Origin of the sequence: Shewanella sp. NKUCC01_JLK (assembly GCF_019345615.1) — a bacterium.
Classification (GTDB): domain Bacteria; phylum Pseudomonadota; class Gammaproteobacteria; order Enterobacterales; family Shewanellaceae; genus Shewanella; species Shewanella oncorhynchi.
The window spans coordinates 144,126-159,516 of record NZ_JAHKRD010000005.1 but is presented as its reverse complement, the minus strand read 5'-3'; the positions used below and the strand labels follow the sequence as shown (position 1 = coordinate 159,516).

Sequence of the window (15,391 nt, the reverse complement as noted above, 5' to 3'; positions counted from 1 at the left end):
TTAATCTATTGATTTTATAAGAAGTAATTGACTATTTTTATAAAAAATTGAATGCGAAAATAAAAACGGCTTTAAAAAATGAGCGACAAGGTAAGCGCCGAGGCTAGAGCTTAGGTTCATCTCGGCAACATGCAGTCTTCATTTTAAGGTTTTCTCGCAAGGTATAAATTAATCAGCGAGGTGAGTTTATCCTGAAATCTTTCTTCAAAACTATCAATATCACGTCCGATAGAGACAAGATATTTAGCCGCTTGTTCGCGGGAAAGTAATTTATTGGCAACACTGTATTGCATCTCTTCCAAGGTTTTATCGTATCTTGGGATCAGCAACCAAGTGCCAACATCGACGTCGAAATGTTGCATCGCTTTCTGGGCCAAAGCACAAAAAGCCTCAATATGATCCACACCATCAGGTCCGAGACAGCCAGGCTCAATTCGGCACAGGACAGCAATTTTCCTATCATTTTCAATGCTTACACTCATTTCTGATGCCCCATGTTACCGAGTCTTAAACTTAAAATATCCCTTTAAACTTAACAGCAATTTTACGTGTCTGCACAGATAAGTCACGGCTTACTTGCTCATTTAAGCGATTATTAACAAATTCATTTTAGGCGATATTGCGACGTCATAATAAAGATCAACAGAACTTAACTCTGCCCATTTTATTTCAGGACGAGACAAGCCAGAGATTATTCATCAAGCATATCGTCGACACTCATATTGTCATCTAGGTCATCTGGATGCTGCAAATGGCTTTGTGAGATATCGGCATCATGCTCTGACAATAAGTTATCAATCGCCTGATCAAAACTGTCTAATTTTTGTGTCTCCATATAACGCTTTAATCTCTGAATAATATCCCTACTTACCTCTATATGGGATTTTTTCTGACGCTTTTTTATTTGAGATAGCTCTTTACGAACCATGCGCCAACCCAAATCAGTAAAATACTGATTGAGCATTTTGTTTACATTCTTAAGCTCATTGTCGAGTCGCTGTGTCTTTTTACGTAATCGGACCAATTCATTTAATTGTGTCACCAACTCAGTATAGGAAACCGTTTGTAACTCAGCGTCACAAAACCAATCTGGTTTAGATGCCACAGCTTCAGGATTGATAAGGCGATAAATTAAGGGTAAGGCAAAAATTAATTCTGCTTCCTCAAGCAATAATAATTTTCTCCCTGCTGTCGGTTTGTCTTGTTGATATATCCAAGCTTGCGGTTCCATAAATACGTTTCTTTAGTTAAGCACGCGTTTAATGCGGATGACATAAATGGGACCTCATGCTAGTACAAATCGATAAGTATTAATATATGGTTCAACCATTTTATTGGTTCAACCATTTTATTGGTTGGGAATCGATCCCTTATGCTTCATTTTGCCTTTGGCAGAAATAGCTCAAATCATATCACGTCAAGTACCAGATAAGCGGTTGTCGTTATTAGCTTAAATTTCACCCGACACACAAGCCAAGTTTTCGCGGCATGCCATTCATGCAAACCAATAGAATGGTTATACCATTCTTTAAAATTATGCTTCTGTGGCTAACCAAGTTAGAAACCACCGCATAGGGAAAGTACGAATTTCATACTATTATTGCCTTTATTTTTATATCCGCTTAATTAATCGCCATTGTTAGAATAGATTTATCTTGGCTGTTTTTTAAACTAAATAATCCAGCTAAATGTTATTTAATGCGCCCTATTCCGATAACAGAAGTTTATTTGAACAAATAAGCACTCTACCAGTGATAATGACGATTATCACTGGTAGATGTAGGTGTGATTTGCGTATAATTACGCCTTCTTAATTCGATATCAGGTCACTTCAACGGCATGTCTAAAATGATCCGGACAAATAGTAATGCTCAAAATAACACCAATGTAACGAATGAAAAAGTGACAGGATCAGAGCATCACAATAATAACTGTGCTGAACAGCCACGTTTTTTTGAAGAGACTTTCCTGCCACAATCTGTTCGAAGTGATTATTTAAGTGCTGCCGAAGAAACTGAATATGAAATTTCAGCCAACACCCGCCGTGTTTATAATACGAGCTTTAGTCTATTTAGCCGTTATTGTGCCGAACACCAACTGCAGGCCCTGCCCGCAGATCCAAGAAGCGTAATTTCATTTATTGGTCATCAAAAAGAACTGATCCAAGAAAGCACTGGCGTTCAACTTTCAAAGCAAACATTAACCACAAGGTTGGCAGCCATTCGCTACCATCATATTCAAGCAGGATTCCACTCGCCTACCGAACATACACTGGTGATCAGAGTGATGCGTGGCTTGAGCAGAAATCAATCTCGCCATGTGAGTGATTATGATCAACAACCGATTATGTATGATGAAGTGGAAATGCTCATTCAAGCTATCGATGAACAAGTGCAGCCATTAACCCGAGCAAGAGACAAAGCCATTATTCAGTTAGGATTACAAGGTGGGTTTCGCCGTTCTGAACTTGCAGATATAAAAGTTCAATATGTCAGTTTTTTACGCAATAAGCTAAAAGTTCGCCTACCTTATTCGAAGAGTAATCAGCAAGGTCAACGGGAATGGAAAGACCTGCCGGATCATGAACCTTTTGCAGCTCTCAGCGCGGTAAAAAATTGGTTATCACTAGCCAATATAGAGGATGGACATTTATTTAGATCGCTTTCCCGTGATGGGAAATATTTACGCCCTTATCAAATAGTAGAACATCACTCTGAAGCTAATTCAAGTCTACATAAAAATAGTGGTTTTCTCACGGGAGATGATATTTATCGCATCATTAAAAAATATTGCACAAAAGCGGGCCTACCTGCAAAGTTTTATGGCGCCCACAGTCTGCGTAGTGGTTGTGTCACTCAACTCTATGAAAATGATAAAGATCATTTATACATTATGGCCAGAACTGGCCATACCGATCCGCGCTCACTTCGCCATTATTTAAAACCAAGAGACTAAAACCCAAAAGACCAAACTAGATCATGACTCAATAAGAATCAGTTATTTTTTTACCTAAAATAAAATAGCAATTATAACGTTAAAATAAACCTATCATGTTTATGAATAAAAATGATATTCAGTAATTTATATTAAAATTATTTCCAATTTTTAATTTGAAAAATAATTAAAGCAATAATTTCACATTATATATTTTTATCTTGGATACAAGATTTGACATTATGACAGAGTAAAAATTCTAATTGAGGTACTTTGACATCAGCAGCTTAGACCATAGCAAACTGCAGGTTAACATTTTCATAGCATATCGGGTTTATTGCTCACTGCAGTATTATTGTAATATAAAATCATCTTTATTGTCATATTGATACTTTAGCCTTAGTCACGAATTTAATCCATCGTACTAGCCGGAGTAATATATGAGTAAGGCCACCTTTGATCCTACACTTTATAATAAAAGTAATAACGAGCCATTTAACCAAGTGTTGGATAAACATTTATCTCGCCGTAACTTCGTAAAAAGTGGTTTAGGCCTCAGTGCTATGACAGCTTTTGCCAGTGTAGGCTTAACTGCTTGCGGATCAGATGACACACCCGTTACAAAACCTGTTGATCCAGTGACACCTTTGCCACCGACAAAAAGTACCGCCAAGCTAAACTTTACGTCAGTTGCGGGTTCTCGTTTAGATGCCGTCGTTGTGCCAGAAGGCTATACAGCGCAGGTACTTGCACCATGGGGCACGCCATTAAATGCAAAAGCAGCACCATGGAAAAGCGATGGTAGTAACACTGCCGATGACCAAGCGAACTCAGTCGGTATGCACCATGATGGCATGCATTTCTTTCCATTAAATGATTCGGGTAATGACGGTTTACTTTGCATTAACCATGAATACATTGATGAAGTTGCATTACATCCTGCAGGACAAACTTTTGATCCTACTTCAGGTTTGCGCACGATTATCGATGAGGTACGTAAAGAAATCAACGCCCATGGCGTATCGGTTGTACGTATAAAACTGGTTAATAATCAATGGGAAGTGGTTAGCAATGATAACCATAACCGCCGATTCACCGGTGCGACTGTGATGGATATTAGCGGTCCTCTCGCCTACTCTTCTCTACTCGAAACCCGCTATTCTCCCGACGGGAGTCAGGCTCGCGGTACATTAAATAACTGCGGCAATGGTTACACTCCTTGGGGCACTTATTTGACCTGTGAAGAAAACTGGCCTGGCTATTTCGCAAACCGTGGTACGTTAACTGCCGAGCAAAATCGCATTGGGATCAGCAAAACCAGCACACGTTATGGCTGGGATGATCTTGCAGGTCATGATGAAGAACGTCTCGATGAATTCGCGCGTTTTGATGTCACGCCAAAAGGTGCAAGTGCTCAAGATGACTATCGTAATGAAGCGAATGGTCACGGTTATATTGTTGAAATTGACCCTTTCAATCCAACATCGCGCGCAGTTAAACGTACCGCGCTTGGTCGTTTCCGCCATGAGGGATGTACCTTTGGCAAGCTAACCGAAGGTAAGCCAGTAGTATTCTATTCTGGTCACGATTCACAATTCGAATACTTATATAAATTTGTCTCGGCCGCGGCGTGGGATGCAAAAGATGCTGACAGCAGCAATCGCATACAAACTGGCGATAAGTATATGAATGAAGGTACTTTATATGCAGCTAAGTTTAATGCAAATGGTGGTGGTGTTTGGTTGCCTTTAACCTTAGATAGCCAGACTACGGACGGAAAAACCCTAGGCAATACTTTCGCTAGCTTAGCCGAGATTATTTTGAACACCGCAGGCGCAGCGGATCTTGTTGGTGCAACACCTATGGATCGCCCTGAATGGTGTGCTGTCGATCCTTTCACAGGTTCAATTTATTTGACCCTAACCAACAACTCAAAACGAACTGAAACCAATCCAGCGAACCCAAGATTGAAAAACCACTTTGGCCATATTATTCGTTGGGATGAAAGTGACAAAGATACTGAATTTACATGGGATATCTTCGTATTCGGATCACCAAGTGATGGTAACGCAGAAACAAACTTATCAGGCTTAACAGATCTTAACCAATTTGCCAGCCCAGACGGTTTAGCCTTCGATCAACGCGGTATTTTGTGGGTTCAAACCGACAATGGAGCCAAGGAGGTCGCAGAAGAAACCAACGATCAGATGCTAGCAATAGTGCCTTCAACGCTTGTTGATGGCCAAGAGAAACAGCTCGGCGTAACGGCTGATAACCAAATGGAATTAAAGCGTTTCTTCGTTGGACCAAACGACTGTGAGGTTACGGGTTTTGCTATTAGCCCTGATTACACTTCTGTTTTTGCTAACATTCAGCATCCCGGTAATTGGCCTTATTCGTCCAATGCCGCTGAAAAAACGCCTGCGGGCACGACATTACGCCCTCGCGCCGCTACGGTCGTTATCCGTAAGTTAGATGGTAAAGAAGTCGCGGTATAAACAATTATGCTTGTGCGAGGTATCTTCTTAAATATGAAGTTCCTATAAGTTAATTGCTACACATAAAAAATCCCCTCACTGTAGGGGATTTTTTATTTAAGAAGATAGTTAACTAGCCTTTTTCAAAATAGATTAAATCTAACATCGATTAACTCTTACTACGACTTGCTTGTTCAAAGGCCAGTTCAAAAGCATCGGTAAAATCTGTAATTGGCAGAAGATCCTCACGGCAACGGCGATTGCGGCCAAGTAAGGAAGATTCAACAAACAAATCAAACCAAGTACTTAAGGCTTTGCCATTAGCCGCTTCGCCAATCGCTCCTAAAGCCAATGATGCCACCTCGGCGGTGCCAAGTTGAAAATCATGACTACCTTTACGCAATGCATAGGTCGCGAGCGTGTCGGGATCGAAGGAAAGCAACGGCAGTGAGTGTAAGTAAGGGCTCTTACGGAACATTTTAATCGCTTCACGCCAACTGCCATCAAGCAGAACAAGCAGCGGCCGTTTACCTTCGGCCAATGTCGACATTGGCACTTGGTTCAGTACGGTTTGCCCTTGCTCTGCATACTGGGCAGGAAACACTAAATAGGGTTGATATTGCGGCGAATTCAGCAAAGCAAGCAACTCAGCTTCAGGTTCTGTACGTGACCAAATATAGGCGTGGGTATCAGGAATAAGATCCGCTATTAGTCGTCCGCTATTAGTCGGCTTTAACACCTCATCGTTATACATAATCAGCAGAAAACTGGCGTGAGTATCTAACTGACGGCGTAGCGCACAGGTACAGAACTGCTCACCTAAGAGGCATAATGGACAGCGGATCAGTTTTTTACCGCGGGCACCAAAGGGTTTAGTCGAAATAGACTTACGGTACTGATATAAATGGTGCACTGCATGGGGGGCTAAAGCCATAAAAACCAATTCTCTATCAAACTTATTAAGGATCGCGACCACATCAGTTAGCACTTTTTTATCGCGGTGGCGCAGTTTATCCCTTGGCCATCAATGGTGCAATCGCGCAATACATGATCATGATAAAAGGCAGGTATCAGTGGTTGATGGTTTCATCTGCAGCCTAACGTCAGCGAGATAATTTAAGAGCACTGAATAATCTTCTCTTAAAACAACTGTAATGTATTAATCTGTGTTACCACTTAGTATGCAACACTAAACCGACCAAATTAACGTTTAACTTACTTATTGGGGGAGTATTTAAGCTAAATATCAGTAATGACTTAACTTAGTGTGGAATTGCCCTAATATCATGCGAAAATCTACTCTACAAATACAGTCTCAATGAAAGGTCAATTATGCAACAAAAAGCCCCGCTCACTTCTATACCGTTATTAAGCAGCGTACTGCTTACTGCTACGCTATTTTCTAATATCACTACGGCCCAAACGCTTAATACCAAAGACATCCAGTCAATTGTAGATTCCGCAGTTAAACCACTGATGGCCGAGTATGCTATTCCCGGTGCAGTAATTGGCATCACCATAGAAGGTAAACAGTATTTTTACCAATATGGCGTCAGTTCTAAAACCTCTGGGCAAAGTGTGACTGAAGATACTCTGTTCGAGATTGGCTCTATCAGTAAAACCTTTACCGCAACACTGGCTAACTATGCACAGGGCGAAGGTAAATTAACACTCACGGATATGGCCAGTGATTATGTTCCAGCATTAAAAGGCAGCCATTTTGATAAGATTAGTCTCATCAATTTAGCCACCCACACAGCGGGTGATTTGCCGATGCAAGTTCCTGATAAGGTCACTAATAACGCAGAGTTAATGGATTACCTTAAGCATTGGCAACCATCATTTGCCGCGGGGACCCATAGGAATTACGCCAATCCGAGTATTGGACTACTTGGCATGATTGCCGCGCAGAGTTTAGGGCAAACGTTTCCACAAGCCCTTGAGCAAACACTATTTCCACAATTGGGTATGACAAACAGCTATCTCAAGGTTCCTAGCAACAAAATGGCCGATTATGCCCAAGGCTATGATAAGCAAGACATGCCAGTGCGAGTCAATCCCGGTGTATTAGCCGATGAAGCCTACGGCGTTAAAACCTCAGCCAAGGATTTACTGCAATTTGTTGAGGCCAATATGCATATACATTCGTTACCCAAACCACTGCAAACGGCACTCGATGAGACCCACACGGGATACTTTGATGTGGGCATGATGACCCAAGATATGATTTGGGAGCATTACTCATATCCTATTGATCTTGATAAAATACTTATGGGCCATACTCAGGAAGTCGTGTTTGGCAGTACACCCGTTAAACCCATAGTGCCGCCCCTCGCGCCGCAGCAAAATGTGTGGATTAATAAAACCGGCTCTACTGGCGGTTTTGCCGCTTATGCAGCATTTATTCCCGCGCAAAAGCTTGGCATAGTATTGTTAAGCAATAAAAATTATCCCGTACCGCCTCGGGTGACTGTGGGGTATCAGATTTTAACGGGCATAGAGAAATTACAAAAATAGCATCTTGCTAGTCGCGACTATTAAAGGAGATAGGCCGATTCGCAATCTCCTTTCTTATTTGTTCCTTTTAGCGTGATTTTTTTAGGGTGGCTTGTATTAAGCACCTTATCCACTTACTTACCTCCAATCTCTTAATAGCCAATATTTTTAAGCAAACTCCCATGTAAGAAAATAGGCAGTGAAGGGTTAATCTGAGTATTAATTCATTTGCAACTCATCGACCTAGTTAACAGACAAATAACCTATCGTAAGTTTAGCTTTACAGCTTAAAATCAGGATAAAAACTTATGCATCGCATTAAAAATTATTTCGTTAAATCAATATGATTGACACTTGAAGTTACGCTTTTAGGGAGTAAGATGCGCGCAAATACCTTAAGTGACCTTTTTCGGAAATATCATGTCAGGCACGCCACATTCTCCTATTCATCACGATGTCGCTCCCGCGGCGAGTCAGTCTAGCCTACTGTTAATGATTGTCTTTATGGTCGCCTGTGGCCAAATGGCGCAGACGATTTTTGTTCCAGCCCTTCCGCAAATCGCACTCGGGCTCCATGTGGACGCCAGCCAACTACAAGCCGTGATGGCCTGTTACTTACTCTCCTACGGGATGTTTCAATTTGTGTATGGCCCAGTGTCAGATCGCGTTGGCCGCAAAATGCCACTCATCGTGGGTATCGCAATTTTCGTTCTAGGCGCTGTATTCGCGGCGAAGGCCACAAGCTTTAACCAACTAATTATGGCAAGCCTTATCCAAGGATTAGGCACAGCCAGCGCAGGCGCATTGTGCCGTAGCATTCCCCGCGATCATTACTTTGGCGACCGACTGGTAAAATTTAATAGCTATGTCTCTATGGCTGTAGTGTTTTTACCTTTGCTTGCACCATTTATCGGCAGCGCCACTGCGGCCTATTTTGGCTGGCAAGCCGTATACTGGGTATTAGCGGTATTCGGTGTCATGGTCTGGCTGTTGTTAATATTCCTCTTTAAAGAGTCTTTACCTAAGGCGCAACGGGAACATCAAGCCGTTTTCAAATCCTATAAGCATGTCCTGCGCCATAGAGCGTTTCGCGCTTATTTATTTTCATTGATCGCCACCTTTGCCGGTATTGCGGCGTTTGAAGCAATTGCTGGTGTACTCTATGGCCAATATCTCGGACTGACACCTTTTATGGTCAGTTGTTATTTTGTTGCGCCAATTCCTGGCTACTTACTGGGGGCACTCATCGCGGGCCGACAGAATAAGCCACAAAGAGTTGTTTACCAAGGTGTTGCGTTACTCGGTGCTGGCGCATTATTTATGTTGATCCCTGGTCTTTTTAATTTAGTGGTTGGCTGGAGTTTACTTATTGGATCAATTTTATTCTTCAGTGGCGCAGGCATGCTGTTCCCTACCCTAACATCTGCTGCGTTAGAGCCATTTCCACGTCAGGCGGGGATTGCGGGCGCATTATTGGGGGGATTACAAAATTTTGGTGCTGGACTTGCCGCATTAACAATGTCTTTAGTGCCTATGGGCGGCCAGTTGAGCATAGGTTTATTAAGTGCTGTAATGGTGGTTTTAGTGATCCTGTCTCTTTATTACGCCAAAGATCAAAATGATACTCACCAGAATTTAATGCCACAGATTTAATGGATATGATTTGAAGCGACAATTCTTGGTTTAAGCTAAATCTATTACCGTCAGTCAATAAAAAGCCCACATTGTTGTGGGCTTTTTAAATCGATAAGACACTGTAATAAATCAAAAATATCGATTAATTTATTGCTTCTATAGCTTTAATCGTTACAAAATGCGACGCAGTAAAAAGTCAGCTTTAAGGCGACGAATTCGGGTCATGATCTTCTTCACTGGCGCAGGATAGCTCTGTAAGGTATCCACTTGGCTGTAGTGATATAACCGCTGTGTGTGTTCCAGAATATGTGCCTGCTCGGCTTCAAACTGAGCTTTCCAGCAGCCAATTTCATCTTGGATCAACAAACCATTCTCAAGATCCAGCGCCCAAGCTCTTGGATTCAGATTAGAGCCTGTGATCAAATGCTTATTACCGTCGGCACTGATGCCCTTGAGGTGATAACTGTTGATGCCGTGTTTCCACAGATGGATATTCAACTGACCATTATCAATCGCCCACTGTTGGCGTTTAGCGAACTTACGCAATGATTGCTCATACATATAGGGCAAGGCACCTATGGTCGAGAAATCCTGCTCAGGCGGAATATAAAAATCGTTAGCCGTCTTGTCGCCCACAACGATATCAATACGTTTGCCATTGCGTAAATGCTTCGCTAAAGCGCGCACTAAAATGTACGGCGGATTGAAATAGGGTGTGCAAATAAACAGCGAGTCTTTTGACTCTTCCACCAAGGCGACAACCACTTTATTGAGCAAGTTTTTCTTACGTCCTAGCCCAAGTAACGGCGTGATGCGATTGCCATCACGGGTCTCCTTAAACTGATACTCAGCGTCAGACAGTCTCAGCTTAAAGCTACGCATATCTGTCTTTGGTGGTAGCACTTCTTGCTCAGCATCTTGCGTTAATGAACACACAGCTGGATCAGAAATGATATTTTTCTGGATCATCGCGCGCATACTGCGCGCTAATTCGGCAGACTCAATCAAGTGATAACGATCGAAACGGTACTTATCGTGTTGTTGCAAATAGATATTATTGAGACTGGCACCGCTATAAATCACGGCATCATCGATAATAAATCCCTTAAGGTGCAACACACCCATAAATTCACGGGATTTGACGGGTACACCTAAGATATCAATGGGATGTTCGGCTTCAGCCATAACTTTGCGGTACATCAAATAGTTACCGCTATCACCTTTATGGCCAATCAGGCCACGTCTTGCACGGTGAAAATCGACTAACACTTTGATATCAAGCGTTGGATTTGCTGCTTTGGCATCCATGAGGGCTTGTAATATCTCACGACCCGCTTCGTCATCTTCTAAATACAGCGCCGCAATATAAATACTGTGCTTGGCGCTCGCAATACGAGCGAGTAATTCTGCCTTGAAACGGCATGGCGTGAGCAACCACGTTAAAGCCTCGGGTTGAACGGCTATTCCACCAAGCTTATCTAGCAAGGCATCCTCCTTTAAACATGCTGACCACCCCGATAGGAAGCACTAGGGTTCAGTGATAAAAACATCACAGCAATATGTGTTAACTCTGGATAGGCCTCTGTCACTGCCAACCTGATCGTTTGTTCTACTTTAAGATGTATATCAGGGTCCTTAGGGAACCAGAGTAACTCAACTTGGACAAAGCGTTGATCAATTTTTCCATTTCGAAAACTGATGCTTGGGATCCAATCTAATGTGAAACTCTCTGCATTACCTTTACATATATCCGCCAATGACTGCAGTAATGTTTGGCTGAACGCTGCAACGACCGCTTGTGGTAAGCCGCGCATACTAATATGTGGCATGGTTTAGTTGTTACCTAAGAACCTAAAATCGTAAGGGGTAGAAATTACCGACTTCACCTCGTCTCGGCAAGACTTTTCTCCCAAAAGTCTTGTTAAACCTAACGGTTTTGCTGGTAATTTGACCTCACGCGATTTTATTCCACTTCAGTGCACCGATTTACCTAAAAATCTTCTTCATTTATCCTTGCTTGAAATCGCATTTTACGGCGAGTATTCTCGGCATTATTTGCCCGTCCACACAATATTTCGCCCCTAAATAGGGTGATTCTTAACGCTACAAATCAGTCCAAATTTCACTAAACTGCACCCAAAATGTCTGCCAAATCACAAAATAATCTTCAAACCCATTTCATTCACCCCGAATCCAGTGATTTAGCGTAAACTAAACCGCCTATCTGCGATTAGACCACACGATACAAGATTAAGACTATGAACAAAAAAATTCTGCTGACGTTAGCACTGACATTGCTGTTTGCTTGGGGTATTTTCCATTTTAAAACCCAGTTAGGGTTACTCATCCTGCCGTTGTTTATTGGGCTAGTATTGTTTGTTACCCTACGTTTATATCGCTTGATGGAAAAGGATGACGGCAGCAGTGAGGATTAACCGCACACAATACCAACCTAATCTTAATGATGTTTTGATAAAAATGGCCAATAGCTAACATGGAAACGTTACTGAAAACCACTCTATATGCCGGCCTGCTCCTAGCCGCAAGTCATAATATGGCCTATGCAGAGCAACATGATTCTAGGCCGATAAGTGCTCAAACCACTTCGCTTAGCCAAGCAATCAGTAAGATCAGCCCTCGACATTCACAAATCGCCTTACTGGCAATGAATATGTCGAACAATCAAGTGATCTATAGCCAACAAGCTGAGACCTTGTTTATTCCAGCCAGTACCCAAAAGCTGCTCACGGCAGTCAGTGCTATGGCTCAGCTTGGGCCTGATTTTCGTTATGTCACACAATTATGGACAGATGCACCGATACGCAAGGGCCATATCGCAGGCAGTGCTTATCTGCGTTTTAGTGGCGATCCCACGCTGACTCAAGCCGATCTCAAGGCCATTTTTGTCAATCTCGTAAAACAAGGCATTAATCGCATTGATGGACATCTGTATTTGCTCGGCGATAAACAAGAGCAAATGCAAGCTCCCGGTTGGGTATGGGATGACTTAGGTATTTGTTTTGCTGCGCCTGTATCGAGTTATATTATCAATCAAAACTGTGTCTATGGTCAGTTTAGCCCCAGCTCTACCAGCAAACCTTCACAGGTAAGTCTGCGTGCGGGGAGTTATGGAGTTAAAATCAGCAGCGATGCGGTGTTTGATCAAAAGGCGAGCCGCGAATTTTGCCAACTTGATATGGTCAGATTAGGTCAAAATAACTACCATTTACGCGGCTGTTACCCTGGCGGTGAGGCGATACCACTGGCGATTGCGGTCAGCGATCCGTTCAAATTTGCCCAAGATAACCTCACCTCCCTACTTAAAGGCGAGATGTCTCTTGCGGGTAAAGTACAACTCGGCACTAGCTTACCCCAAAAGGCAAAACTAATTGCCAGCCATAGCTCGGCGCCCTTACCTGAGCTGCTCGAGACTATGCTGCTCAAGTCAGATAATTTGATTGCCGATAGCCTTTTTAAGCAACTTGGTAAAAGTTATTTTAAGACCCAAGGCAGCTTTACCAATGGTGCCGCTGCCATGCAGCGAATTTTAACGAATTTAGGCATAGATTTGAGTAACGCCAATATTGTGGATGGTTCAGGATTGTCACGCTATAACTTGCTCAATGCCAAGCAGTTAGCCGCGGTGTTGGCGCTAATCCACCAAGATAGCCGCTTTAGTCCGTTAATCACGAGTCTGCCACAGGCGGGGATCAGCGGCACCTTAAGATATCGCATGGGCTACAACAAGCCGCCGCTTAAACAGCAAATTTTTGCTAAAACAGGCTCGATGCAAGGCGTGTCTAACTTAGCGGGGTTTATCCGTTTGCCCCAGCATAACGATACCTTGTTTGTAATCCTTGAGAATGGCATGAGTCCTGAATTGAAAAATCAACATAAACCCTCATTCAATGCCGAGTTTCTTAAACAATTGATTTCAGTGCTGCAACCGTCATCAACCACTGCGACTGTGAATACTGCGGCTCACTAGAGTCATTAATTAACTGCTACAGAGTAAAAAACTTGCACAAAAAAGCACTGAGTCATCAGTGCTTTTTCAGTTTTTATCTAAACGAATATACCGAAGCCTTGTTAAAACAACTCCGCAGGCATCGCCATAGTCGTCGCATCACCAGCTCTGACTTGAGCGATATGGTAATCCGCTTTTGGCAATAACTTATCAAAATAGAACTTAGCCAAATAGACTTTCTGCTCGGCAAAAGCTTTATCTTCATGATCCGCGACCTTATCGACCATAGCCAACCAGTAGAAACCATACAGGGTGTAACCAAAGGCATCTAAAAAGTCGACCGCACACGCATTAATAAGTGCAGGCTGAGCCACTTTGCGATCATTAACTGACTCGGCAACGATGACCAAGGCATCTAAACGTGCGCATACTGCCGCCACTTTCACCGCATCAACGTGAGTAAATGCGCGCATTTGTGCCTTCAAGTCAGCCACAAATTCATTTAATGCGGCTAAGTTATCGCCAGTGACTTTACGACCGAGGAAATCGATGGCTTGAATGCCATTAGTGCCTTCATAAATCTGAGCGATACGGGTATCACGAACTAATTGCTCAATACCTGTTTCACGAATATAACCATGTCCACCAAAGACTTGTTGCGCCATGATAGTCGCATCTAGACCCCGATCGGTTAAAAATGCTTTCGCCACTGGCGTTAATAAACCCACATAACGCGCCGCTTTAGCCTTAACCTCATCTTGGGCATATTTTGCTAAATCCAGCTGTTGTCCTGTAAACACAGACAAAGCACGGCCCGCTTCTGTCATCGCACGAATGGTCAACAACATACGGCGCACATCGCCGTGGACTATAATGGGATCAGAATCACTGCCCGTCGGTGAGCCGCCAGCGGCGATGCCTTGATTACGCTCTTTAGCATAATCGGCCGCCATCTGGTACGCCGCCTGCGCACTGCCAAGCCCTTGAATACCAATTGCTAAACGCTCATAGTTCATCATAGTGAACATGCACACTAGGCCACGATTAGGCTCACCAATCAAGAAACCTTGGGCATTATCAAAATTCATCACACAGGTCGCAGAACCTTTAAGGCCCATCTTATGCTCGATAGACCCCACTGATACACCATTGGCATTGGCTAAGCTGCCATCGGCATTAACCGATATCTTAGGTACCAGAAAGAGTGAAATCCCTTTACTATCCGGTAGCTTAGCAAGCACTAAGTGGATGACGTTTTCAGTTAAATCGTGATCGCCACCTGTAATAAAAATCTTGCTGCCCGTGATGGCATAACTACCATCATCCTGCGGTAAAGCTCGAGTGCGAATATTACGCAGATCAGAACCCGCTTGCGGCTCCGTCATATCCATAGCACCCGCCCATTCGCCGGAATATAACTTAGGCAAATAAGCTTGTTTCAATTCTTCGCTGCCGTGTGCATTGATACATAAAGCCGCCCCCGCGGTTAACGAGCCATAAAGCGTAAACGCATTACAAGCACTGTAAGCCATTTCGTCGACTAAGATCCCCAGCATCTTCGGCATCCCCATGCCACCAAATTCAGGATCGCCACACAAACCAATCCAACCGCCCTGGGAATACTGCTCATAAACGGCTTTGTAGCCATCAGGGGTAATCACTTGATTGTCTTGATGCAACACGCCCTGCTCATCGCCCGTCCGGTTCAGCGGATGGATCAACTCACAGCTGATCTTGGCTGCTTCTTCCAAAATAGCATTGGCCGTGTCGATATCGACCATTTCTGCAATCTCAGGCAATTGTGCCCAAGTGTTTGGAGCATCAAATACCTGTTCCAGTAGGAAACGCATATCCGTCAACGGGGCTTGGTAAGGATTCATTG

General features: G+C 43.2%; 12 protein-coding genes. 6 read left to right on the top strand and 6 right to left on the bottom strand.

Annotation, left to right across the window (positions count from 1 at the left end; all coding sequences use genetic code 11):
• Positions 1–143: 143 nt before the first annotated feature.
• Positions 144–482 carry a hypothetical protein gene (locus tag KO537_RS07315; protein ID WP_219234137.1) on the bottom strand — a complete coding sequence of 113 codons (339 nt, stop codon included), beginning with the start codon at positions 480–482 and terminating at the stop codon, positions 144–146.
• A gap of 209 nt (positions 483–691) precedes the next feature.
• Positions 692–1,231: a hypothetical protein gene (locus KO537_RS07310; RefSeq protein WP_011846790.1), complete on the bottom strand. Its 540-nt coding sequence runs from the start codon at positions 1,229–1,231 to the stop codon at positions 692–694.
• A 608-nt stretch (positions 1,232–1,839) separates the two neighbouring features.
• Here KO537_RS07310 and KO537_RS07305 point away from each other — a divergent pair.
• Both KO537_RS07305 and KO537_RS07300 read left to right on the top strand, forming a co-directional pair.
• Positions 1,840–2,955: a tyrosine-type recombinase/integrase gene (locus tag KO537_RS07305; protein ID WP_219234136.1), complete on the top strand. Its 1,116-nt coding sequence runs from the start codon at positions 1,840–1,842 to the stop codon at positions 2,953–2,955.
• Between the two features lie 419 nt (positions 2,956–3,374).
• Entirely contained in the window at positions 3,375–5,432 is a 2,058-nt protein-coding gene (locus KO537_RS07300; protein WP_219234135.1) for a PhoX family phosphatase, read from the top strand.
• Positions 5,433–5,580: 148 nt separating this feature from the next.
• Here the strand turns inward: KO537_RS07300 and KO537_RS07295 are convergent, their stop codons facing one another.
• A complete protein-coding gene (locus KO537_RS07295) occupies positions 5,581–6,345 on the bottom strand; it encodes a tRNA-uridine aminocarboxypropyltransferase (protein ID WP_028759886.1) in 765 nt (254 codons plus the stop codon).
• A gap of 398 nt (positions 6,346–6,743) precedes the next feature.
• On the opposite strand from KO537_RS07295, the gene ampC reads away from it, so the two are divergent.
• Complete coding sequence (gene ampC / locus KO537_RS07290) at positions 6,744–7,928, top strand: class C beta-lactamase (RefSeq protein ID WP_219234134.1); 1,185 nt, start codon at positions 6,744–6,746, stop codon at positions 7,926–7,928.
• 399 nt (positions 7,929–8,327) lie between these two features.
• Complete coding sequence (gene emrD, locus KO537_RS07285) at positions 8,328–9,560, top strand: multidrug efflux MFS transporter EmrD (RefSeq protein WP_028759884.1); 1,233 nt, start codon at positions 8,328–8,330, stop codon at positions 9,558–9,560.
• 153 nt (positions 9,561–9,713) lie between these two features.
• Here emrD and pssA read toward each other — a convergent pair whose 3' ends face one another.
• Complete coding sequence (gene pssA, locus KO537_RS07280) at positions 9,714–11,027, bottom strand: CDP-diacylglycerol--serine O-phosphatidyltransferase (protein WP_219234133.1); 1,314 nt, start codon at positions 11,025–11,027, stop codon at positions 9,714–9,716.
• Between the two features lie 11 nt (positions 11,028–11,038).
• Positions 11,039–11,371, bottom strand: a complete 333-nt coding sequence (locus tag KO537_RS07275) for a DUF1904 domain-containing protein (protein WP_028759882.1) — start codon at positions 11,369–11,371, stop codon at positions 11,039–11,041.
• Positions 11,372–11,800: 429 nt separating this feature from the next.
• Between KO537_RS07275 and KO537_RS07270 the strand changes: the two genes are divergently transcribed.
• Positions 11,801–11,977 (top strand): hypothetical protein, encoded by a 177-nt coding sequence (locus KO537_RS07270; protein ID WP_006081710.1) that lies wholly within the window; start codon positions 11,801–11,803, stop codon positions 11,975–11,977.
• A 59-nt stretch (positions 11,978–12,036) separates the two neighbouring features.
• Complete coding sequence (gene dacB, locus KO537_RS07265; RefSeq protein WP_219234132.1) at positions 12,037–13,530, top strand: D-alanyl-D-alanine carboxypeptidase/D-alanyl-D-alanine-endopeptidase; 1,494 nt, start codon at positions 12,037–12,039, stop codon at positions 13,528–13,530.
• 101 nt (positions 13,531–13,631) lie between these two features.
• On the opposite strand, the gene KO537_RS07260 is transcribed toward dacB, so the two are convergent.
• Entirely contained in the window at positions 13,632–15,389 is a 1,758-nt protein-coding gene (locus KO537_RS07260; protein WP_219234131.1) for an acyl-CoA dehydrogenase family protein, read from the bottom strand.
• Positions 15,390–15,391: the final 2 nt, after the last annotated feature.